This window comes from Pseudaminobacter soli (ex Li et al. 2025) (genome assembly GCF_029892515.1).
GTDB classification, from domain to species: domain Bacteria; phylum Pseudomonadota; class Alphaproteobacteria; order Rhizobiales; family Rhizobiaceae; genus Pseudaminobacter; species Pseudaminobacter soli_A.
This window is the reverse complement of the sequence record NZ_JARXVF010000003.1, coordinates 30,866-53,189: the sequence shown is the minus strand read 5'-3', so window position 1 is coordinate 53,189 and position 22,324 is coordinate 30,866. Positions and strand designations below refer to the sequence as shown.

At 62.6% G+C, this 22,324-nt stretch carries 14 protein-coding genes; 9 read left to right on the top strand and 5 right to left on the bottom strand.

Going from position 1 to position 22,324, the window contains the following annotated elements; genetic code table 11:
* Nucleotides 1–108: 108 nt before the first annotated feature.
* The 5 genes from M2281_RS14690 to M2281_RS14670 all read left to right on the top strand — a co-directional run bounded on the left by M2281_RS14690 (nucleotide 109) and on the right by M2281_RS14670 (nucleotide 5,634).
* Nucleotides 109–885 (top strand): GntR family transcriptional regulator, encoded by a 777-nt coding sequence (locus M2281_RS14690; protein WP_280821919.1) that lies wholly within the window; start codon nucleotides 109–111, stop codon nucleotides 883–885.
* A gap of 46 nt (nucleotides 886–931) precedes the next feature.
* On the top strand, nucleotides 932–2,026 hold the full coding sequence (locus M2281_RS14685; RefSeq protein WP_280821918.1) for a BMP family ABC transporter substrate-binding protein: 1,095 nt from the start codon (nucleotides 932–934) through the stop codon (nucleotides 2,024–2,026).
* Nucleotides 2,027–2,124: 98 nt separating this feature from the next.
* On the top strand, nucleotides 2,125–3,663 hold the full coding sequence (locus M2281_RS14680) for an ABC transporter ATP-binding protein (RefSeq protein WP_280821917.1): 1,539 nt from the start codon (nucleotides 2,125–2,127) through the stop codon (nucleotides 3,661–3,663).
* A complete protein-coding gene (locus M2281_RS14675; RefSeq protein WP_280821916.1) occupies nucleotides 3,647–4,714 on the top strand; it encodes an ABC transporter permease in 1,068 nt (355 codons plus the stop codon). Before M2281_RS14680 ends, M2281_RS14675 begins: the two co-directional genes overlap by 17 nt.
* Nucleotides 4,714–5,634 carry an ABC transporter permease gene (locus tag M2281_RS14670; protein WP_280822486.1) on the top strand — a complete coding sequence of 307 codons (921 nt, stop codon included), beginning with the start codon at nucleotides 4,714–4,716 and terminating at the stop codon, nucleotides 5,632–5,634. The genes M2281_RS14675 and M2281_RS14670 overlap by 1 nt, the downstream gene beginning before the upstream one ends.
* Before the next feature lie 136 nt (nucleotides 5,635–5,770).
* On the opposite strand, the gene M2281_RS14665 is transcribed toward M2281_RS14670, so the two are convergent.
* Complete coding sequence (locus M2281_RS14665) at nucleotides 5,771–6,067, bottom strand: hypothetical protein (RefSeq protein WP_280821915.1); 297 nt, start codon at nucleotides 6,065–6,067, stop codon at nucleotides 5,771–5,773.
* Nucleotides 6,068–6,263: 196 nt separating this feature from the next.
* On the opposite strand from M2281_RS14665, the gene M2281_RS14660 reads away from it, so the two are divergent.
* The gene (locus tag M2281_RS14660; protein ID WP_280821914.1) at nucleotides 6,264–6,986 is read left to right on the top strand and encodes a DUF1868 domain-containing protein; all 723 of its coding nucleotides are present in this window, start codon (nucleotides 6,264–6,266) and stop codon (nucleotides 6,984–6,986) included.
* Between the two features lie 145 nt (nucleotides 6,987–7,131).
* Here M2281_RS14660 and M2281_RS14655 read toward each other — a convergent pair whose 3' ends face one another.
* Nucleotides 7,132–10,233 (bottom strand): autotransporter outer membrane beta-barrel domain-containing protein, encoded by a 3,102-nt coding sequence (locus M2281_RS14655; protein ID WP_280821913.1) that lies wholly within the window; start codon nucleotides 10,231–10,233, stop codon nucleotides 7,132–7,134.
* A gap of 303 nt (nucleotides 10,234–10,536) precedes the next feature.
* Between M2281_RS14655 and M2281_RS14650 the strand changes: the two genes are divergently transcribed.
* On the top strand, nucleotides 10,537–13,449 hold the full coding sequence (locus M2281_RS14650) for a hybrid sensor histidine kinase/response regulator (protein WP_280821912.1): 2,913 nt from the start codon (nucleotides 10,537–10,539) through the stop codon (nucleotides 13,447–13,449).
* Here M2281_RS14650 and M2281_RS14645 read toward each other — a convergent pair.
* The gene (locus M2281_RS14645) at nucleotides 13,422–14,123 is read right to left on the bottom strand and encodes a response regulator transcription factor (protein WP_280822485.1); all 702 of its coding nucleotides are present in this window, start codon (nucleotides 14,121–14,123) and stop codon (nucleotides 13,422–13,424) included. The two genes, M2281_RS14650 and M2281_RS14645, sit on opposite strands and share 28 nt — an antisense overlap.
* Nucleotides 14,124–14,449: 326 nt before the next feature.
* Between M2281_RS14645 and M2281_RS14640 the strand changes: the two genes are divergently transcribed.
* Nucleotides 14,450–15,892, top strand: a complete 1,443-nt coding sequence (locus tag M2281_RS14640) for a DUF3300 domain-containing protein (protein ID WP_280821911.1) — start codon at nucleotides 14,450–14,452, stop codon at nucleotides 15,890–15,892.
* 8 nt (nucleotides 15,893–15,900) lie between these two features.
* Here the strand turns inward: M2281_RS14640 and M2281_RS14635 are convergent, their stop codons facing one another.
* The gene (locus M2281_RS14635; protein ID WP_280821910.1) at nucleotides 15,901–17,571 is read right to left on the bottom strand and encodes an ABC transporter ATP-binding protein/permease; all 1,671 of its coding nucleotides are present in this window, start codon (nucleotides 17,569–17,571) and stop codon (nucleotides 15,901–15,903) included.
* 163 nt (nucleotides 17,572–17,734) lie between these two features.
* Nucleotides 17,735–20,197, bottom strand: a complete 2,463-nt coding sequence (locus tag M2281_RS14630) for a phosphoketolase family protein (protein ID WP_280821909.1) — start codon at nucleotides 20,195–20,197, stop codon at nucleotides 17,735–17,737.
* Nucleotides 20,198–20,650: 453 nt separating this feature from the next.
* On the opposite strand from M2281_RS14630, the gene M2281_RS14625 reads away from it, so the two are divergent.
* Entirely contained in the window at nucleotides 20,651–22,198 is a 1,548-nt protein-coding gene (locus tag M2281_RS14625; protein WP_280821908.1) for a sensor histidine kinase, read from the top strand.
* The last annotated feature ends 126 nt before the right edge of the window (nucleotides 22,199–22,324 follow it).

Here is a 22,324-nt window from a genome sequence, read left to right as displayed (position 1 = left end):
TCCGATGCACGCGGGTTGTCATCGGGGACACGGGGCGCTTCTAGCCCCTCCCCCACGGAATGTGAACGCCATGCAAGAAGCCTCGCCCGAGCGGCGGAGACCCGCGCAATGAGCAGCCGTTCCCAAGCGATTGCGGACACCCTTACACGCGCCATCATCGATCACCGCCTCGTGCCCGGCTGCAAGCTGGGCGAGCGCGAGCTGTCGGAAATATTCGATGTCAGCCGCATCGTGGTGCGCCAGGCGCTGATCCGCCTCGCCGATGACGGGCTGGCGCAGATCGAGCGCAACCGCGGCGCCTTCGTCGCCAAGCCGGGCATGCAGGAGGCCATCGAGATCTACGACGCGCTGACGCTCGTCGAGCAAGGCGTCGCCGCCCAGCTCAGCGACCGGCTTGGTCCCGCTGGCTGGGCAGAGCTGCGCCAGCATGTGGAGCGCCAGCGGCAGGCGGTGGCAAACGGCAACGACGCGCTGGCCGACGTGCTCGGCCAGGAATACCACACCGTGTTCGTGCGCCTCAGCCGCAACAAGGTCATGCAGGACATCCACGCCCAGCTTGTGCGCCGCACCACGCTGCTGCGCTCGCTGATCACCGCCGATTTCGACTACTGCAACCTGCTCGACGACCATTCGAAGCTGATCGACCTGCTCGAGAAAGGGAGACTCAAGCAGGCGATGGAGCTCATCGACACGCATCACCGCAGCGTCGTGCGCGGCTACATCATGGACAGGCAGGTTTTCCCCGAGATGACGCCGCGTGAAGCGCTGGCGCCCTATCTCGAGGGCAACGTGAATGGTACCGCAAAACCGGCAGCGCCCAAAAAAACGGGAGAAAAAGCCGCAAAAGCGACGCATCGCCACGTCCACGCCTCAAAACAGACCTGATAGCAGAAGTCAGGCGCAACCTAGGAACCAACAGAGGGTTTTCGCAATGCACAACCTTACCAGACGGCAATTCCTCCAATATTCGAGTGCCGTCGGCGCGGCGATCGGCACCGGCGGCTTTGCCGGCATCGCCAACGCGCAGGAAGTTCTCAAGATGGGCGTGGTCTATGTCTCGCCGATCGCCGAGATCGGCTGGACCAAGCAGCACAGCCTCGGCGTCGACGCCGTCAAGGCCGAGCTCGGCGACAAGGTCGAGATCACCGTCATCGACAACATCTTCATGCCGCAGGACGCCGAGCGCGTCTTCCGCGAGCTCGCCGCTTCCGGCAACAGACTCATCTTCGGCACCAGCTTCTCGCACGGCACGCCGCTGCAGAAGGTGGCTCCCCGCTTCCCGAAGGTCGCCTTCGAGCACTGCTCGGGCATTGTCCACACGCCCAACCTCGGCACTTTCGAGGCCAAGTATTATGAAGGTTGCTTCGTGGCCGGCGCCGCCGGCGCGCATATGAGCAAGACGGGCAAGATCGGCTTCATCGGCGGCTTCCCCATTCCCGACATCGTCGGCCCGGCAAACGCGCTGCTGCTCGGCGCGCAGAGCGTCAATCCCGACGTCACCTGCAATGCGCTGTTCCTCAATTCCTGGTTCGATCCGGGCAAGGAGAAGGAAGCCGCCAACACGCTGGTCTCGCAGGGCTGCGACGTGATCTGCTCCATGACGGACACCCCTACCGGCGTTCAGGTTGCCGGCGAAAAGGGCGCGTGGTCGATCGGCTACGCCAGCGATATGTCGAAGTTCGGCGCCGGCAAGCACCTCACCGCCTTCACCCTCGACTGGTCGAGCGACTACCTGCGCGCAGCCAAGGGCGTGCTGGCGGGCGACTGGAAGCCGGAAGTGCGCTGGGACGGCCTGGCCGCCGGCGTGGTCAAGATGGCGCCCTACAACGAGGCGATCCCGGCCGACGTCGTCGCCAAGCTCAAGCAACTCGAGGCCGACATCGGCTCCGGCAAGATCCACCCCTATGCGGGTGAGCTCAAGGACCAGGACGGTAACGTCAAGGTTCAGGCCGGCGCGGTCCTGTCCGATGCTGACATCCGCGGCATGAACTGGTTCGTCAAGGGAATGATTGGAAAGCTCGCCTAAGCGAGCGCTAGCGGCGGGTAACCCGGAGCGGCCCCGCCGCGCCGGCTGCCTGCCTATTCGTCCAACCTAGCTAGACTAGTCGCACGGCAGGACCGGAAATGATTCCCCGTCTCGAACTACGTAATATTTCCAAGCGTTATCCCGGTGTCGTCGCCAATGACGACATCTCGATGACGATCCTGCCGGGCGAGATCCATGCCGTGCTCGGCGAGAACGGCGCCGGCAAATCCACCCTGATGAAGATCATCTATGGCGCCGCGCAGGCCGACTCCGGCGAGATCCTGTGCGACGGCAAGCTGATCGAGGCGCACAATCCGGCCACCTCGCGCGCCCTCGGCATCGAGATGGTCTACCAGCATTTCGCGCTGTTCGAATCCGTCACCGTGGTCGAAAACATCGCGCTCGCCGTCAGCGGCGCCTTCGACCTCAACGCGCTGGCAGCGCAGATCACCGAGCTGTCGCAACGCTACGGCATGCCGATCGATCCCTGGCGACGCGTGCACGACCTTTCGGTCGGCGAGCGCCAGCGGGTGGAGATCGTGCGCTGCCTTCTCCAATCGCCCAAGCTGCTGATCCTCGACGAGCCGACCTCAGTGCTGACGCCGCAAGCGGTGACAAAGCTGTTCGAAACGCTGCGCCACCTGGCGAGCGAAGGCTGCAGCATCCTCTATATCAGCCACAAGCTGGACGAAGTGCAGGAGCTTTGCGACAGCGCCACCGTGCTGCGTAACGGAAAGGTCACGGGAACCGCCCGGCCCAAGGAGACCACGGCGATTGAGCTCGCGCGCATGATGGTCGGCTCAAAGCTGCCGGAAATGCACGTCACCCCCTCGGTGCGCAGTGAAAAGCCGGTCCTCACCGTGCGCAGCCTTTCCGCCCCCGCCGGCAAGAGCGGCATTGCGCTCAGCGACATTTCCTTCGGCGTGCATGGCGGCGAGATCGTCGGCTTGGCCGGCGTTTCCGGCAACGGCCAGGCCGAGCTGATTTCGCTTCTGAGCGGCGAACGCCTCCACCGCGACACCGGCACGATCGAGATCGACGGCAAGGCCGTCGACCGGCTGGACGCCGCCGCGCGCCGCAAGCTGGGCCTCACCTTCGTGCCGGAAGAGCGACTGGGGCGCGGCGCCGTGCCCCCGCATTCGCTGTCGCAGAACGCCGTGCTCACCGGCCACAAGGCAGGGCTGGTACGACGCGGCCTAGTCGACCGCGGCAAGGCCAACGGCTTCGCCAACGCCGTCATCGAAAAATTCAAGGTCAAGGCCAATGGCCCACAGGCCGCTGCCCAGAGCCTGTCGGGCGGCAATTTGCAGAAATACATCGTCGGCCGGGAAATCACGCTGCAGCCCAAGCTGCTTCTGGTCTCGCAGCCGACCTGGGGCGTCGATGTCGGCGCGGCGGCCTTCATCCGCCAGACGCTGGTGGATCTGAGCCGCGCGGGTGCTGCCGTGCTGGTGGTGTCCGAGGAACTCGACGAACTGTTCGAGATTTGCGACCGGCTGCTGGTGATCTGCCAGGGGCGCGTCTCCCCGCCCCTCATGCGGACGCAAACCAACCGCGAGGAAGTCGGCCTGCTCATGACCAGGATCGGCGGTAACAATGAAACCGGCAGGAGTGGCCCAGTTGCGCTTCAGAATTGAACAACGGCCTGAACCGTCGGCCTCCATGCGCATTGCCGCCCCGGTGGTGGCCACCGTGCTCACGCTGCTGGTCGGCTCGGCGATGTTCGCCGTGCTCGGCTTTGACCCGCTCTCGACCTTGCAGGCCTTCTTCATCGCGCCGCTCAATTCCATGAACGGCCTGTCCGAGCTTCTGCTGAAGGCTTCGCCGCTGATCCTGATCGGTTGCGGCCTCGCCGTCGGCTTCCGCGCCAATGTCTGGAACATCGGCGCCGAGGGCCAGCTGATCATCGGCGCCATCGCCGCCTGCGGCGTGGGCCTGTTCTATCCGGACCCCGAAAGCCCGCTTCTGCTGCCGCTGATGGTCGTCGCCGGCGCCGGCGCCGGCATGCTGTGGGCAGCGATCCCCGCCTTCCTGCGGGCGCGCATGAACACCAACGAAATCCTCGTCACGCTCATGCTCACCTATATCGCCACGCTGTTCCTATCGTGGCTGGTGCACGGGCCGTGGCGCGATCCGGCCGGCTTCAACTACCCGCAGACCGCGCTCCTGCCAGCGGCGGCGATGTTCGAGCCCTTCGACTATTCCTATCGGCTAAACCCGTCGATCTTCATCACCGGCGTCGCCGTGCTCTTGATGTGGCTTTTCACCGACCGCAGCTTCCTCGGCTACAAGATGTCGGTCGGCGGCGCCGCACCCCTTGCGGCGCGCTATGCGGGCTTCCGCGAATCCGCCGCCGTCTGGACCGGCCTGCTGGCCGGCGGGGCCGCGGCCGGCATTGCCGGTATGGCCGAACTGTCCGGCCCCCTCGGCCAGCTCTCGCCGCAGATCTCGCCCGGCTACGGCTTTGCCGCCATCATCGTCGCCTTCATCGGCCGGCTCAACGCCTTTGGCATCGTGCTTGGCGGCCTGCTGATGTCGCTCCTGTTCCTCGGCGGCGAAACGGTGCAGATGACGCTCGGCCTGTCGTCGTCGCTGACGCGCATCTTCCAGGGCATCCTGCTCTTCTTCCTGCTCGCGGCCGATTTCTTCATCTTCTACCGCATCCGCCTCATTCCGGAGCACGCGTGATGGACCTGTTCCTCGCCATCTTCACAGGCACTATCATAGCCGCGACGCCGCTGATCTTTGCAGCACTCGGCGAGCTGGTGGTGGAAAAATCCGGCGTGCTCAATCTCGGCATCGAGGGCATGATGCTGATGGGCGCGGCCTTCGCGTTCTGGGCGGTGATCGCGGGCCTGCCGATGCCCGTGGCCATCGTCATCGGCGCGCTGGCGGGTGCTGCCGCCTCGCTGCTGTTCGGCGTGCTGGCGCTGACCTTCCTCACCAACCAGTATGCGGCGGGTCTGGCGCTGGCGATCTTCGGCTCGGGCGTTTCGGCCTTCCTAGGCCGCAATTTCGGCAGCTCGCCGATCGATGCGCTGAAGCCGGTGCATATCCCGCTTCTGTCCGACATCCCCGTGCTCGGCCCCATGCTGTTCCGCTTCGATCCGCTGGTCTATCTGGCGCTTGTCATGTTCGCTGTGATCAGCTGGTTCCTCTACCGCACCAAGGGTGGGCTGATACTGCGCACCATCGGCGAGTCGCCGGAAACCGCGCATGCGATCGGCTATCCGGTGATCAAGATCCGCTATATGGCCGTGCTGTTCGGCGGGCTGATGGCGGGGCTGGCGGGCGCATATCTTTCGGTCGCCTACACGCCGCTCTGGGTCGAGAACATGACCGCCGGCAAGGGCTGGATCGCTCTGGCGCTGGTGGTCTTCGCCACCTGGCGGCCGCTGCGCGTGCTTTTGGGTGCATGGCTATTCGGCGGCATGACCATCCTGCAGCTGCAGGGACAGGCACTCGGCCTTGCCGTGCCCTCGGAGCTGCTCTCCGCCCTGCCCTATCTGGCCACCATCGTGGTGCTGGTCATCATCTCGCGCAACCGCCAGATCCTGGCGCTGCATTTCCCGGCATCGCTGGCCAAACCGTTCCGTCCGGCCAGCTAAACACGAACACCGGATGTTCGTCGGCCGGCGTGTCACCGCCGGCCACGACCGACTGTATCATTGCCTTCCCGATCCGGCCTGTCTGCGGGCGCCGCCCGGCGCCATCAGTCACAAGTCGGCCGTGAGCGAAGATGTTTCAGCGCCGAACCCGCATCGCGCCAGCGGCGCGCTTTGGTTGCGGGAATTCGGACCGCCGGCCGCCGGGTGCCAAACCCTGGCGCTGCAGGCGGATTGTGACTTCCAAAATCTCGTCCGGGCTTCTGCCGCCAATCGCATAGAGCGACAATATCCGGGCGGCGACTTCGTTCTTGTCGCCTTGCTCGGTGATGCCTAGCTCGCCAATGGCACGCTTTGCCAGCGCGTCGAGGAGATCGAGTTCGTCGGGCGAGAGGGCGTTACCATCACCGGAGTGAATTTTGAGGTAGTCGCGCATGGCACTTTCCTTCCGCGACGCAAACTTACGCCCGCCGCCGCCGCCGCGCTAATAACTTTGACATATCCGTTGAAGATTATTCGAGAGCCGGGAGGCGCCCCATCCGACATCCCCAAATCCCTGGCCGGACCGTCATCCGGCGTTCTTGGTCAGCACGTAAAGCCAGGCAGTCTTCCAACGATTGGATATATCCGCGATGAACCTCGATTCCCTTTCCCCTGATTTGCTTGCCTATTCCAAGACCCGTAATTCGGCAGCCCCCCTGCATCTTGGCACCCGCTACTGGAAAGTCGGCGGCTTCCTGCCCGAACCCGGCAACACCATTGTCTGCCATGTGACGAAGGGTTCGCAGACGCAGGACATTCTGATCGAGGCGCGCGAAAAATTTCTCGCCATGCCCGAGGCGCCGCAATTCGTCTTCACGCCGATCACCAGCCTCCACATGACGCTCTTCCAGGGCATCATCGAATATCGCCGGCGTCCGGATTTCTGGCCCCACGACATTCCGCTCGATGCGCCGATCGACGAAATGACCGAGATCATGGGCGAGCGGCTGGAAGCCTTTTCGTTGTTCGAGCCTTTTCAGGTCGAGGTGACGCATGCTCGGCCGTCAGGCCTTCTGGTCGAGGGTGCTACGGAGCATGATCGCAAGGTGATGCGGGACTGGCGCAATGAGCTCGCCGATCTTCTCGGCTATCGCCATCCTGACCATGACGGCTATCGTTTCCACATCACCTTCGGCTACGCGATCGATTGGCTGGAAGATGAGGCGCTGCCCCACTGGCAGGCCATGCTGGACGAGGTTGCCGCCGATATCCGCGAGCAGATGCCGATCATCGAGCTCGATCCGCCGGCCTTCTGCGCGTTCGAGGACATGAACCACTTCAGCGAGCTGCTGATTTTCGATTTCGAAGCCTGAGCGGAATCCGGAAAACATCGAAGGCGCCCCGTGATGGGCATGAAAAAAGGTGGGCACGGCATGCCGTGCCCACCTGAGCGGCTCTCTGAACCAAGGCCTGAAGTACTACTGGCCGAGAGCAATGCCCTGTTGGTTCTGCCCTGTCTCAGAACTTCACGTTGAAGTTGGCCTTGACGGACTGGTCGGAGAGACCGGAGCCGAACTGGCCGCCATAGGAGACGCCGAGGACTGCGCTGGGCGACAGGGCGAAGTCGAGCCCTGCTTCGACCACGCCCACATTGCGCGCAATCGGCACCCCGGCGACGCTGAAGACGTCACCGCCGGCAAAGCGCATCTGCGAGACCGGGGTCACGTCGCCATAGGCGTGACGCCAGCCGAGCGTGCCCTTGGCCGTGGCCGTCGTCGCACCCAAGCTGAAGCTGGTCGCGGCGCGCGCGCCGAGCGTAGTGAAGGTCGCATTGGTGGTCGAGCTGGCGCTGGTCAGCGCTGCCGCGCCGCCCTTCTCGCCAAAACCGTCGGTGGCAAGGCTGACATAGGCGAGATTGGCGAAAGGCTCGAAGGCCACGCCGCCTGCCTGGATGCCATAGCCGAACTCGCCGAAGGCTTGCGCGGTGCGGGCATTGTAGTCGGCATTCAGGCTGTCGACGAAGCCCGGGAACGCCACCACCCGGTCGGTCGAGACCTTGTGCCAGGTGTAGGCTGCGCCAGAGCGAAAGGCGAGATCGCCCCACTGCGTGCCGCCGTAGAGGCCGACATGGTAGTTGTCGCTCGAGCCCGCCGCGTAGCGATCCCTGACGTTGAAGGTCGAACGGCTGTAGCCGCCGAGCACGCCCACGCGCCAGTTGTCGGCGACAATGCCGTCGCCACCGGCGAAGAAGCCACCGATGTCGCGCTTGATGGTAGCGGCATTGCCGTCGCCGTCCCACTGACCCCAGGAACCGAAGCCACGGCCCCAGAAGGCAAAGCCATCGGTGCTGGCAGCAGCCAACACCGGCTTGCCGTCAACATAGGTCGTCACCGGCGAGCGCACCGCACCGACTGCGTCGAAGGCGTCGCGCAGGCGATCCATGGCGGCATCGCGCGCGAAGCGGCTGTCCTCGATCATCACGCTCTTGGCTGAAGCATGCACGTCACCCGAGAGCTGGTCGAAGGCGTGCCGCGCCACCGCCTCGGTCGACGACATGAGGATGGCGTCATACAGCGCGTTGCCGCTGCCCAGGCTCTCCGCGCCCGCGCCCGTCGCCCTCTGGTTCGGGGTCAGGGCGACGTCGGTGAAGGTCTTGTTCTGCTCCACATCGAGATAGACATGCGTCGGGTCGTAGTTGCCGACTAGGCCCATGAAGGCCGAAACTGCAGTGTCACCGGTCAGTATGTAGGTGCCGCTGACGCCGTCGTCGGCCTGCAGCACCGTGTAGTGCTTGCCCGGCACATAGGGCCCGTTATCAAGCTTCACCACATTGAGCAGCGCACCCTCTTCGATCGTCGCCGTACCGGACACATTCATGCGATCGGCCAGGCCCGAGGTCAGGTCGACCTGGAAGGTCGAGCCTGCCACCTGCGCGAGATCGCCGTTGATGGTGAGCGCGCCGGTCGAGTTGCCCAGCCCGACGATGCCGCCGTCGTTGATGCGGACGACAGGCGCATTGATGACTCCGATGCCTCCCAGGATGCCGCCGTCGTTCACGTCGACCGAGGAAGTGCCGGTAATCGCTCCCTGCACTTTGAGCCTGCCGCCGTTCACAACAGTGGCGCCGCTATAGCTGTTGGTGCCCAGCACCTTCGTCGTGCCCTCGGTCGTGGTCAGGCTGGCGGTGCCGCCAATCTTCTCGATGGTGCCGCCGGCCGAACTGATGGCCGCATTCAGATTGCCGTTCCGGATCGTGCCCTCGCTGCTGAAACGGCCGAGATACACGGTATCTTGCGTCTGGGTGGTGCCGCCGAGATCGACGATGCCACCAAAATAGATGTCGGTGCTGCCGATTGCATCTCCCAACGTGCCCGCGGCGGAAAGTCTCAGCATGCCACCGACCAGGGTACCGCCGGAATAGATATTGGCGCCGGTCAGCGTGATGATGTTCTCCCCAAATACCACAACGGATCCACCACCGGTGATGACATTGTCGACCTCCGTGCCGTCAGCCAGATAGGAATCCAACCCCAAAGTTGCGTCTTTTGCGACGTTGATGTTGCCGGACAACTGCGATGTTGCGCCGGCAAAGGACAGGCCATTAATGCCACCCGTGAAGTTAATGGCGTTCGCCCGCATCTGGGGGTCGCCACTCATCCCGCCGGCAATGCTGCCACCGTCGAACATCGTGATGGCCAACGACGAGCCTTCCAGACCGACCCCGCCGAGACCAGCGAAGCCGCCATTCGAGCCAGCGGCACCGCCACTGCCGCCCGTCACCGCACCGGTGATAATGAGCCGCACCGTGGCGGGGTCTGAGGTCTCCCACTGGTCCACTGTAATTCCGGCGCCACCGTTGCCGCCGTAGCCGCCGTTCGCCCCACCGTCGCCACCATTGCCGCCGGTCACCGTACCTTCGATGAAAAAGGCCGGGTACGACCCCGCTGAGAGCGGATTATAGAGTGCCAGTCCGGTTCCCCCGCTGCCGCCATCGCCACCCCGAGCACCAAAGAGTCCATCACCGCCGGCGCCGCCTTTACCGCCGGTGAGAGCGACATTGGACCACTGGCTCGCATTTGCTGTTAGCTGGACGGCTGCGCCGTAGCCGCCGGCGCCGCCGCCGCCTGCGGCGCCAGAATATCCATATGTCGTGCTCGCCGCGCCGCCGGCGCCGCCATTGCCGCCGGTTGTCGAATATTGCGGGAGCAGACCGTTACCAGGAACATAGCCATGAGCACCGCCGCCGCCACCGCTGCCATAACCGTCGCTGTCCGTTACACCGTTGCCGCCGTTGGCCGAGGAACCAACGCCACCGGCGCCACCAGCCGTAACTCCGTCATGTCCCATGCCGCCGTCACCGCCGCTTGCGCCGGCGCCGCCACCGCCGCCGCCACTGGCGTGGCCGGGATTATCGACAAGGAATCCATCGCCGCCGTCGTCGCCCCTGCCCCAGGGCATCGTGGCATCGTCGCCGCCATAAGCGTAGTTGGCCATGTCAGACCACGAGGTACCGCCGCCGGCAAATGCGGGCGTCGTGAGCGCTGTGCTGAGAAGAAGTGTCGTCACCAGGCCGCTGATGCAGAGTGCCCGAGGGATGGCCTTGTTAGCGTCCTGAGCCATCCAAAGCAGTCTCGAAATTTCCAATTTTTACCCCAATCGTATTAGCGCCGCCCGCCCTTCTGGTACGGCTCGATTGAAGGTATTTACGCCGCGTCGCGCGAAAATTGTCCGGCAATGTGATTGAGCGATGTAAACGCATGTAAAGACGCCGCCGCGTTCTTTGCTCATCTTCACCGATCATGGGGGAATGCGCATGCCGGCACTTGTGCTGCTGGCGGCTGCGTGATCAACGGTGTCTCGCATCCCTCGTCGGCCCGAATGCAGCACGCATGCCAGGGCTTACAAAGCCCTGGTCTCCAATCGATGACGATCATTCCGGAACACGCGCCCTCTCGGGAGACCAAGGGCTCGCACCCTCGCCGACCCGAACACCGTGTGCGCTCGACAGCCTGCCTGCCGGAAACTTGCGCCGCTCTGATCCGCAACCTGGCCATCCACCTGCTGGTGCTCGCACTCGCGGCGTTCTCGTGCAGTTTAGCGAGCGCAGACGAGGATGGCGTGGACCTGGCCGGCGTCACAGATCATCTGTCTCTGATCCAGTCGTTGTCCATTCTCGAAGACCGCGACGGCCGGCTCTCCGCCAGCGAGGCGCTCCAGCATTCGGGATGGGTTGCGGCATCGCCCCGATTGATGACCCAGGGCTTCACGAGCTCAACCTTCTGGCTGCGCGGCGCGTTTTATAACGGCAGTGATCAACCGGTCACGCGATGGCTGTCCATTGGCATCGTGCGACTGGAGGACGTGCGCTATTTCCGCTTTGCCCCCGGCGAGGAGACGCCCTCCGAGACACTGCTCGCCGGCAACAGCATATCGCTCGACAGCCGTCCGGTCCGCGCGGCGCCATCCGTATTTCCCATCAAGCTCGCGCCGGGCGAGCGGATCATCGTCGCGCTGCGCGTGCAAAGCCGCTCTTCCGTCAGCATCGACGCCAGCGTGTGGAGACCCGCCAGCTTCCGGGAAGCGGAGGCGGTCGATGTGCTCATTGAGATGCTGCTCATCGGCTCCATGGGCACCATGGCGCTGTTCAGCCTGCTGCTTGGCCTTGCCCGGCGCGATCGCATCTTCCTGGCGCTTGCTGCCGGCGCCTTTGCCGAAATCGGTTACGACATGGCCTTTCAAGGGGTCCTGTACCGTTTCATTCTGACTGGCGGCGGTGATCTCGTCCTGCGCGCGCCGGGCGTCCTCGGCCTGATTGCACATGTGCTTCTGTGCACGATGGCGTCGATGTTCGTCGGTATAGATCGCATCGCGATCTGGTGGAGAACTCTCAGTGTCTTCAGCGCCGTCCTGCTGGCAGGCGCCCTATGGACCGCCTTCGGCGACTACAGAGCCGCAGTCTCCATCCTGACCGCCCTGCAAGTCGTCTATGAGGCCCTATGGATCGTCGTCGTGCTGGACTGCTGGCGCCGCGGTTTCGGCAATGCCCGGCTCGTTCTGTTCGCAAGCGGCCCCGCAGCCGTCAGGTTTTTTCTCTATCTGGGGCACATTCTCGGCGTCTTCCCGGCATCCTGGTCGTTCGGATCGGAAATCGCCTGGAACAATCTGTCCATCATGCTCCTGCTCACCCTCACGGCGATCGGGCGCTTGCGCGAAATGCAACGCGCCAGGGAGCAAGCCCAGCAGGAATTGGCGGCCTTCCAGCTGCAGGAGCGGGAGCGTCTGCAGCGCGCGGTTGACGAGCGCACCCGTGAGCTTCAAACCGCCCTCGTCACTGCGGACGCGGCCAATCGCGCCAAGTCGGACTTTCTCTCGGTCATGAGCCACGAGATCCGCACCCCGATGAACGGGATGCTCGGCGCCATCCACCTGCTCAAGTCTATGCCGCTGCAGGGCAAGGTGCGTACCGCTGTCGACGTGGCCGAGCGCACCGGCGCCGCAATGCTGTCGACGATCGGCGACATTCTCGATTTTGCGAAAATCTCCGACGACAGGCTGGAAACCAGCTACGCGCCCTTCGGCCTTAGCGCCCTCCTTGCGGATGTCCAGGCGATGATGAGCCTGCGTGCCGAGCAGAAGAATGTTTCGCTCACGATCAGCGTCGATGACGCACTGCCCGCGACGGTGATGGGAGACGCCGACCGCCTGCGGCAGGTGCTGCTCAACCTCATCGGCAACGCCGTGAAGTTCACCGAGACTGGCGAGATTCGCCTGTCTGCAGAACCCGATGCGGACCATGCCGATTGGATACGGTTGGAAGTGGCAGACACCGGTATCGGTATCCCCCGCGACAAGCTCGCCCGGTTGTTCGAACCCTTCGTGCAGGCCGATGCCTCGATCGCCCGGCGGTTCGGCGGTACCGGCCTCGGGCTGGCGATCTGCCTGCGGCTGACCCAAGCAATGGGAGGCTCCATCACGGCTGATAGCGAGCTTGGACGGGGCAGCACCTTCCAGGTTCGATTGCCGCTGCCGCCGGCAGATGTGGCCGAGATCGAAATCCAGTCCCCCGCGCTAACGGACGATGCCGTGCGCAAAAGTTTGAGCGTTCTCATTGTCGATGACGACGAGAACAATCGCTTTGTCCTCTCCGGTCTGCTCGAGGTGATGGGGCATCGCGTCGAGGAAGCCGCGGACGGTGTGCAGGCGCTCGAGCTATTGACCGAGCGACCCGTGGATGTGGTGCTGGCCGATCTCGAAATGCCGGGCCTGAGCGGGATGGACCTGGTTCGCCAGATCCGTGCCCAGCGGGGAGAGCTGGCGACCATCCCCGTCGTTGCCGTCACCGCCAATGTTGCGGCGGGCGTGGTCGAGCGTTGCTTGCAGGCCGGGATGGATGGCTACCTCTCCAAGCCGATCATGCCGGAGGAACTGCGGCGGACGATAGACGCCGTTTGGGCGGGCCGGCCACTAGTTCAGTCCGGTTCGCAAGCGCAGAAGGACGATTTTCTGGCATCGTTGCAGCAGGAGCTCGGAGCGGAGACCGTGGTCCGACTGGTCGGACAGGCTCTGGCGGCGGTGGAACGGGGCGCCGCGGAGATCGAGGCTTCCGCCCGAACTGGCGATCGGGAGGCCGCGCGCTTTGCCGCGCATCGGCTGGCCGGCGCGGCAGGACTGGCCGGGCTGACGGCACTGAGCGCCGCCGCCGCAACGCTCGAAAATCGGCTAACCCAATCGTCAACGGTTGAGATCGACGCGGAAGTCCAAGTCACGCTTACCTTGGCGGAACGCGCCGCCGAGGATCTGCGATGCACTTATTCGGGGCTGGCACAGAACCGGTAGCCGGCACTGGGCACCGTGACGATCAATCGGGGCATGCGCGCCGGATCGCCCAGCTTGCGACGCAGGCTGCTGACGACCACATCCACCACGCGCGACAACGCACTGCTGCTGTCGGACCCGATTGCGTCCAGCAGCTGCGCACGCGATACCGTGCGCCCTTCGGCGTTCACCAGCGCCGCCAGCACATCGAATTCGGCCGGCGTCAGAGGAACCGGATGCCCTTCCGGATTTGTCAGGACGCGGGCGGCGCCATCGAACGACCATCCCTCAAACCGAACAGGCGCGCCCTTCTCATTCTTCTTGTTGCCCAGCAGCGCCATCAGGCTGGCGGTGAGCTGTCGCGGGTGGAACGGCTTCACCAGATAGTCGTCGACCCCCAGTTCGGCCGCGACGGCGCGGCTGGCCGGAGAATTGTCCTGCGTGGTGATGCAGATCGGCACTTTCAGCCGTGTCCTGAGCTGCCGCAGGAGCGCAAGCCCCTCCTCGTCGGGAAGACCAAGGTCGAGGGCAATGGCATTGACCGGCTGGCCGGGCAACCGCAGCGCCGCGCGCATTTCGGCCGCCGTAGACGCCACCGTCACCGAGACGCCCTCCTTCTCCAGATACGCCGCCAGGAGCGTCTGAACGAAGACTTCGTCTTCCACGAGAAGGACTGAAGGACGCGGCCCGGCCATGATCTGCAATTCCAATTCCCGACCGAGTCGCATGCTTTCATTTCAGACGTTTCTTAAACTGCCGTGACGGAATGGAGAACGCTTGTTAGCGAGATTTCTTAGGTCCAGATGGCGCAGAGCCGCCAGCATCGATCACCTTGGCATTTCTTTCACAGGCCGCCACCTGCGAACGGCGATTCCGACGCTCGTTGAATAGGTGGGCTCTCGAGACTTTGCGTTTGTGATGCCTCGTCCTGATTGTCTCCGATCGGCACCGCGCTACTTTCATAAATACTGGTATGACGTTCAGCTGGCTGGCATTTCTGCATGCCAAAAGCGAGGTTGCTATGACACGCTGGAGTTTGACTTTAGCGGCCGCCTCCCTGGTTCTTGTCGCTGATAGCATTCCGCTTTCAGCCACTTTCGCGCAGGAACAGACCGAGGCTGCGAACCCTCCGACCGCAGGCACGTCTGCGGCGGCCCCGCTCACCGAACATGAGTTGCAGGTCCTGGTCGCGCCGATCGCGCTCTATCCAGATGAGCTGGTCGCAGCGATCTCGCAGGCGGCGCTCTATCCGCTGCAGATCGTCGAGGCCGAGCGTTATCTTCAGCAATATGCCAAGGACAAGAGCCTGAAGCCCAAGGCAAGCTGGGACAGCAGTGTGATCTCGCTGCTCAACTACCCCGATATCGTCAAGAAGATGAGCAGCGATCTCGAATGGACCCAGAAACTGGGCGATGCGATCACTTCCCAGCAGAAGGATGTGCTGGTCGCCATCCAGCAACTGCGTCAGCAGGCGGTTGCCAAGGACATCATCAAGTCCGACGACAAGATCAAGGTGTCCAAGGAAAACGACAAGGTCGTCATCGCGCCGGCAAGCGCCGAGACGATCTATGTGCCGCAATATGAGCCGCAGATGCTCTACGCGGCCGACTATCCGCCAGAGCCGATCACATATTACCCGGAAGCCTATTCTTCCTACTGGTATCCGACGGCCCCCTTCTTTGCTGCGGCCGTGACGGGAGCGGCATGGGCTGCCGCCATCGACTGGAACGACTGGGGCATATGGGGCGGCCGCTGGGGCGGTGACGTCGACATCGATTGCAAGCATTGCTTCAACAACCGTGACTTCAACGGCAAGGTGAATTTCAACGACGTCGATTGGAGGAATGTCGATCGCTCCAAGATCGACATCAACCACGATCAGCTCGCCAAGTTCAACCAGTCGAACATCAGGAACAGCCTTGAGCACAACAGCGCCAACAGCCTGCGCAGCCAGGCCGCCAGCATCAAGAACCAGCCCCCATCGGCGGCCGCCCGCAACACCGGCAATGCCAAGAATGTCGGCAAGAGCACGCTTGAGGGCCTGAAGAACCAGCCCGGCCGGAACAAGGCCAGTGCCGACAAGCCGAATGTCAACAAGGCAAACGTCAACAAGGCCACGCCCAAGAACGTCAACGCGAAGAACGTCAACGCCAAGAAAGCCGGCCCCAACACGGCAAATGCCCGCAAGGCCAACGCCAAGACGGCGGCCAATGTCAATCGGCCGTCCGGCAAGGGAAAGGCGGCGAGCCAGGCCAACAATCGGCCGCGTAAGCCATCCAACGTGGCTAGTGCCCGTAACGGCAGGCCGCAGAACGTCGCCTCAAATCGCGGCGCTCAGTCCATGAGAGGCGGCGCGCATCGGAACTATGCCATGTCCGCGCCTGGACGCGGCGGCCATCACATGTCCGGACCGCGTCGCCTCCCAATGGGCGGTGGCGGTCGTGGCGGTGGGCGTCGGCGCTGAGCCGCAGGTCAATTTGCCTGCCAGGTCCAGCTGCCATCTTCCCCGTATTCGAGAACGGCGTCATAGACGCTGCCTGTGCCATTGGCTTTGCCGAAATTGACGAAGGTGATCGAACTCTCGGGAGGCTCGCCCAGCACGCGAAGAAGCTGTTCGGGATCCAAAACCGCTTCGACTTTTTCCACGAAGAGGATGCGCGAGGCCGCCAAGAAAGCACCTGCCAAGGCCAGGAGCTGCTGCTCGTGCATCGTCAGCGCCGTTTCCCAGTCCTGCTCGGTATCCAGGCCCAGATTTGCCAGGTCGACATCCAGTTCGCGCAATAATTGGAAAATCCGCTCATCCGGGACTTCGCTTGACTTGTCGGGCGGTAGAAGCACCTGCCGCAGCGTGCCCTGAGGCAAGTAAGGTTGCTGGGGGACGAATTTGATCTGGTCAGGACCAGGACGAATGATGCGCCCGGTGCCGGCAGTAGGAAGGCCGGCTGTTGCCCGAAACAACGCCATGCCCGGACCTTCTTCCGGACCGGTCACCAATATTCGTCGGCCGGCGGGGATCGAAACATTCAGGTCCGTCAGCAGAGGCGTTCTGGCGAACGACAGCAATGTCAGGTGCTCATAGGCAAGACGCCCTTCGGCGTCGACGATTTCGACACCCTCCGGGGTCTTCGCACTTACCTTTTCGATGGCGTCCGACAGCGAGTTCAGACGGGTCACCACAGCCGCGAAGCTCGAAATCTGCTGGATCTGGGTGACGATGAACGAGAACGCCGCCACCAGCATCGCGAAGGCGGCAGCCGACTGCGTGATCACGCCGAACTCGATTTCGCCTCGGAAAAAGGCCGGCGCGATGATGAGCGCCGGAATGATCTGGATCATCCAGTTATAGCCGGTCGTGAAGAAACCGACATTGCGGTTGACGGCAGTGATCCATCGGAAATTGGAGATCAGATCGTCGAGACGAGCCATCAAGAGAGTGGCCTGCCGCTCCTCGCCGCGGGTCACGATGATCGGTTCGGCGTTTTCGCGGACGTGGATGAGGCTGGCACGGAAGGCGGCCTCCTTGTCGAGTTGGTCATAGTTGAGGTTGACCAGGGGTCGGCCCAGGATGATCGTCAGATAGGAACCGCATGCCGCATAGAGCACGGCCACGACAAACAGCAGCGGGCTGATCGTCCAGAGCACACCGGAAAAGGCCAATACGGTGAGGCTGCTGTTGAGCGCCATGATGATGAACGAGAGAGTGGTGGTGGTGAACGCCCGGATGTCCTCCGATATTCGCTGGTCCGGATGCGAGAGCAATCCCGAGACGTCCAGCCGATAGTAGGCTCCCTCCGCCAGATACATTCCCACGGCCCGGCGCGTAAGGAATTCGCGCCAGAGCAAGGCAAGTCGCTCCTCGGCAAATCGGGCAAACACGGCCACCACGGTCGAAGCAGCGAACACACCGATGTAGTACACGGCCAGCCGCGCGAAATCGGCTGTGTGCCGCTCGGCAATTGCGCTCATGAAATATCGGCCGACAAAGCTGTTCACCACATTCAGGACGCTTGTCCCGCCCAACAAGGCGGCCAGGGCGACAAATATCAACTTGGCCTTGCAGCCGACCTCGGAGTTCACAAAAATCCTGACCGTCCGCACGAACCGACGTGCGGTCACCCTGAGCGGCGTTTGCTGCCGTTCCATGTCCTCCCCTCCGGGCTACGGCTCCATGAAGTCCTCAAAGGGATATGTAGCGCGGTTGGGGAATCGAGCGGCCTTGCAGCAGGCCGTCCGCCTCCGCGCAGGACCAGGCTCTGCGCCCCCAGATCGAACCGGCGAACCGGCAACGGCCCCCGCACCATCGCCATCAAATATTGTCGCCTTCGGTGGATGTCCCTTTGGCCGCTTTCGCGGCTTTCGCGCCCCACTTCCATCCGCTGATGTCGGGCATGTCGTCGCCATGTTGCTCGATATATCGCCGATGTTCGATCAGCTTGTGATTAATCGCCTGCTTGAAATAGGCGGCGCGGGCACCAAGCTGCGGCAGCCGGTCGATGACGTCCTCGACGAGATGGAACCGGTCGAGTTCGTTCAGCACCACCATATCGAACGGCGTCGTCGTCGTGCCTTCTTCCTTGTAGCCGCGCACATGCAGGTTGTCGTGGTTCGTTCGGCGATAGGTGAGCCGATGGATCAACCAGGGATAGCCGTGGAAGGCGAAGATGATCGGCTTGTCCCGCGTGAACAGCGTATCGAAATCGCGGTCTGACAGTCCGTGCGGATGCTCTTCCTGCGGCTGGAGCTTCATCAGGTTGACCACGTTGATGACGCGCACCTTCAATTCCGGCAGGTGCTCGCGGATCAACTGGACCGCCGCCAGCGTCTCCAGGGTCGGAACGTCGCCGCAACATGCCATGACGACATCTGGCTCGACGCCCTTGTCGTTGCTCGCCCATTCCCAGATCCCCAGCCCTTCGCTGCAATGCTTGATGGCTTCATCCATGGTCAGCCATTGCGGCGCGGGCTGCTTGCCGGCGACCACGACGTTGACGTAGTCGCGGCTGCGCAAGCAATGATCCGTAACCGATAGCAGCGTGTTGGCATCCGGCGGCAAATAGACCCGGATCACCTCCGCCTTCTTGTTGACGACGTGATCGATGAAGCCGGGATCCTGATGGCTGAAACCGTTGTGATCCTGCCGCCAGACATGGGAGCTAAGAAAATAGTTCAGCGAGGCGATGGGCCTCCGCCAAGGGATTTCCTGGCATACTTTCAACCACTTGGCATGCTGGTTGAACATCGAATCGATGATGTGGATGAAGGCTTCGTAGCAGGAGAAGAAGCCATGGCGTCCGGTTAGCAGATAGCCTTCCAGCCAGCCCTGGCATTGATGCTCGCTCAGAACCTCCATGACGCGGCCGTCTGGCGAGAGATGATCGTCGTCCGGGTAGATTTCGGCCATGTAGCAGCGATTGGTGACCTCCAGCACATCCTGCCAGCGATTGGAGTTGTTCTCGTCCGGGCTGAACAGCCGAAAATTCTTGCTGCCCATGTTCATCTTCATGACGTCGCGCAGGAACTTGCCCATGATACGCGCCGACTCGGCCGTCGTCGCACCGGGGCTTGGGACGGACACCGCATAGTCCTCGAAGTTCGGCATCTTCAGGTCGTGCAACAGCAATCCGCCATTGGCATGCGGGTTATCGCTCATCCGGCGATGTCCTTCCGGAGCCAAGGATGCCAATTCCGGCTTGAGCGCGCCAGCCTCGTCGAACAGTTCCTCGGGCCGGTAGCTTTTCATCCACTGTTCTAGGATGCGAATGTGTTCGGGCTTGTCCATCTCGCCCATGGGCACCTGGTGCGAGCGCCAGTAATCCTCGCATTTCTTGCCGTCGATCGTTGGCGGGCAGGTCCAGCCCTTGGGAGTGCGGAAGACGATCATCGGCCACATGGGGCGCTTCAGATTGCCCCTCTCCCGCGCATCGGTCCAGATCTTGCGGATTTCGGCCACGATGGTGTCGAGAGTACCGGCCAGTTCCTGATGTATGACTGCCGGGTCGCGCCCTTCGATGAAATACGGGTTGTAGCCCATGCCCTCGAGGAATTTCCTCAACTCGTCTTGGGGAATGCGGGCAAGGAAGCACGGATTGGCGATCTTGTAGCCGTTCAGGTGCAGGATCGGCAGCACGCAGCCATCGCGCGCCGGGTTCAGGAACTTGTTGCCCTGCCAGCCGGTGGCGAGCGGCCCGGTCTCAGCTTCGCCGTCACCGACGATGCAGGCGACGATCAGGTTCGGATTGTCGAAGGCAGCGCCATAAGCGTGGCTCAGGCAATAACCGAGCTCACCACCTTCGTGGATGCTACCCGGTGTCTCGGGGGCGACGTGGCTCGGGATGCCGCCTGGGAAGCTGAACTGCTTGAACAGCCTCTTCATTCCCTCCGCATCCTGGCTGATATTCGGATAAACCTCGCTGTAGGTTCCTTCGAGATAGGCATGTGCGACCAGGGAGGGCCCGCCGTGCCCCGGGCCGATGATGTAGATCATGTCGAGATCATCGCGCTTGATGACCCGATTGAGGTGAACATAGAGCATGTTCAAGCCGGGCGACGTTCCCCAATGGCCAAGCAAGCGAGGTTTTATGTGCTCTCGCCTCAAAGGTTCTTTCAGCAACGGATTGTCGAGAAGATAGATCTGCCCGACCGAGAGGTAGTTCGACGCCCGCCAATAGGCATCCAGCAATTGAAGTTCTTTCGCCGACAGTGGCCCGCTCGCCGTCGATCTATCGTTGGCCGGGAGCTCCTGGTCTTGCGCCGTTTGACTCGAAGTCATCGAAACCTCCTGATCGAAGTCGAGATCGTGCGAGCGCGCGACAGAACTTTGGAAAATGCGTGGCCTCATCAGTAGTTAGCCGGCGGGTTTGGGCGGCATTGGGCCTGCCACGCAAGGCTATCACCTGAATTTACCGAGGCGGCTTCCTGTCGTGAGAAAGTGCTGCGTTCAGATTGCGAGCCTTCAGCGCTTGCCCGCATTCGCCCGGCCTGCCGTCGCGCAATCAATGAGGTAGAGCGGGCAGGTGTTTCTTCAATCCGCTCCCCTCGGCCCGTCGTCCCGAAGGTGCGCCAGCTACCTGACGCAAATGCGGCCCACACCAGCAAAGGTTGCGATTTTGCCCGACTTGCATCCTGGGTCGATGTGGTCTTCGCTTGTCGGTGGGAGGAATTGGTGGTTACCTGATTATTGGCCAACGATGCCAGGACTACTTCGTCCCTGGGATGGTGGATCATGCTCAGTATCGGTGAAGTCGACGCCAAAGTCAGGAGACTATTCACCTCGAACCGAGCCTGGCTTCCTTACCTGATGTTCGGCGGTGCTTATTCGGCACTCTTTGCTCTTGGCGTTTACACGGATGACAGCAGCGTATTGGCGCTAGCCTGGCCTGCCAACGCGTTCATGCTCGGCATGCTGGTGCGCTTTCCCCTGTTGGCGCGCCCTCTAGGCTGGATAGCTTGTCTTGCGGGATTTGCGATCGCGGTCGCGATAATCGGATACGGGCTTGGCGAAACCGCCAGCCTGGCCGCATACAATTTCGGCATCGTCGCCATCGGCTATGGCCTGCTTTCAAATTTCAGCCGGGTCGACCAGCGCCTGGAGCGGCCGATCTCGGTCTTCTACATGCTGGCGGCCGTGGTCCCTGCCTCCCTTTACGCCGGACTCGTAGGCTCGATCCTGAAGGGCCCCGTGTTCAGCACCCCGGAAACGGTCAACGCCTTTCGCTACTGGTTTTCGGTCGAGCTTTTGAACGAGCTTGCCTTTCTGCCGATGATCCTGACCCTCCCGCGAGAGGGCCAGTGGGCGCGGCAACTGCCGCTTACCCTTCACGATCAAGCGCCAATCGTCGTGTTGGTCCTTTCGGCCGTCTTCGGAGCATTGTTCGGCGGGCTAGCCGCGCTCGCATTTCCAGTTCCTGCCCTTCTTTTGTGCGCGATTTCCTATCGCGTCTTTCTGACGGCTTTGCTGACATTCGCATACTGCGCTTGGACAGTTATTGCGACGACATTGGGCTATGTCGACTTATCGAATATCGATCAGTCGCTGGTGCTATCGATCGCGATCGGGCGCGCACTCATCACCTTGGGGCCGCTCATCATATCCACGACCACGGCAACACGGAACGAAGTCCTTGACCAGCTCAGATATCTCGCTGCCGAGCGCGAGATCGTCTCCAACGAACTCGAGCATCGAATCAAGAACCTGTTCGCCCTGGTCAACGGGCTGATCGGCCTATCCATCAGGGATAACCCCGATCTTAGGCCCTTGGCCGACACGCTGAAGAACCGGCTCGTCGCGCTGCAGCATGCGCATGGTCTCATCCGGACCATGAACACATCCAACAATGCCGCAGGTGAGCTTACTTCGCTGAAGGAACTGATCGGTGTTCTGCTCCGGCCATACGAGGGAGGGTCCGAAAAACAACTCGTCATCGATGGTGATGACGCTCTTGTCGATAGCGGAACCGTCACCCTGCTGGCTCTTGTCTTCCACGAACTGGCAACGAACTCGGCCAAATATGGCGCGTTGAGCGATCCGCAGGGAACCCTGGAAGTCCACATCAAGCACCGCGTTGACGCAGTGCATATTCGGTGGATCGAGAAGGTTTCCTTGGCAACCGGCCAACCAGCTTTCGCCGACAGCGGCTTTGGCTCCAAGCTTCTGGACCTCACGATCAAATCGCAACTACAAGGAAGCTACGCTCGCAGCCAGACAATGGGCGGCGTGAGCATCGAGATCATCCTGCCGAGTAAACTGTTCAATCGCATAGCGGGCCGCTGAGCCTGGCGACGGATTGATAAACGTCTGCGCTCATGCGCCGGAAACCATCGCTCGCGCCTACGGCTTGCTGCCGTCCGCCCCCAGGAGCGGCGCGCACACGGCAGCCTGCACGACGACGCGCCAAGA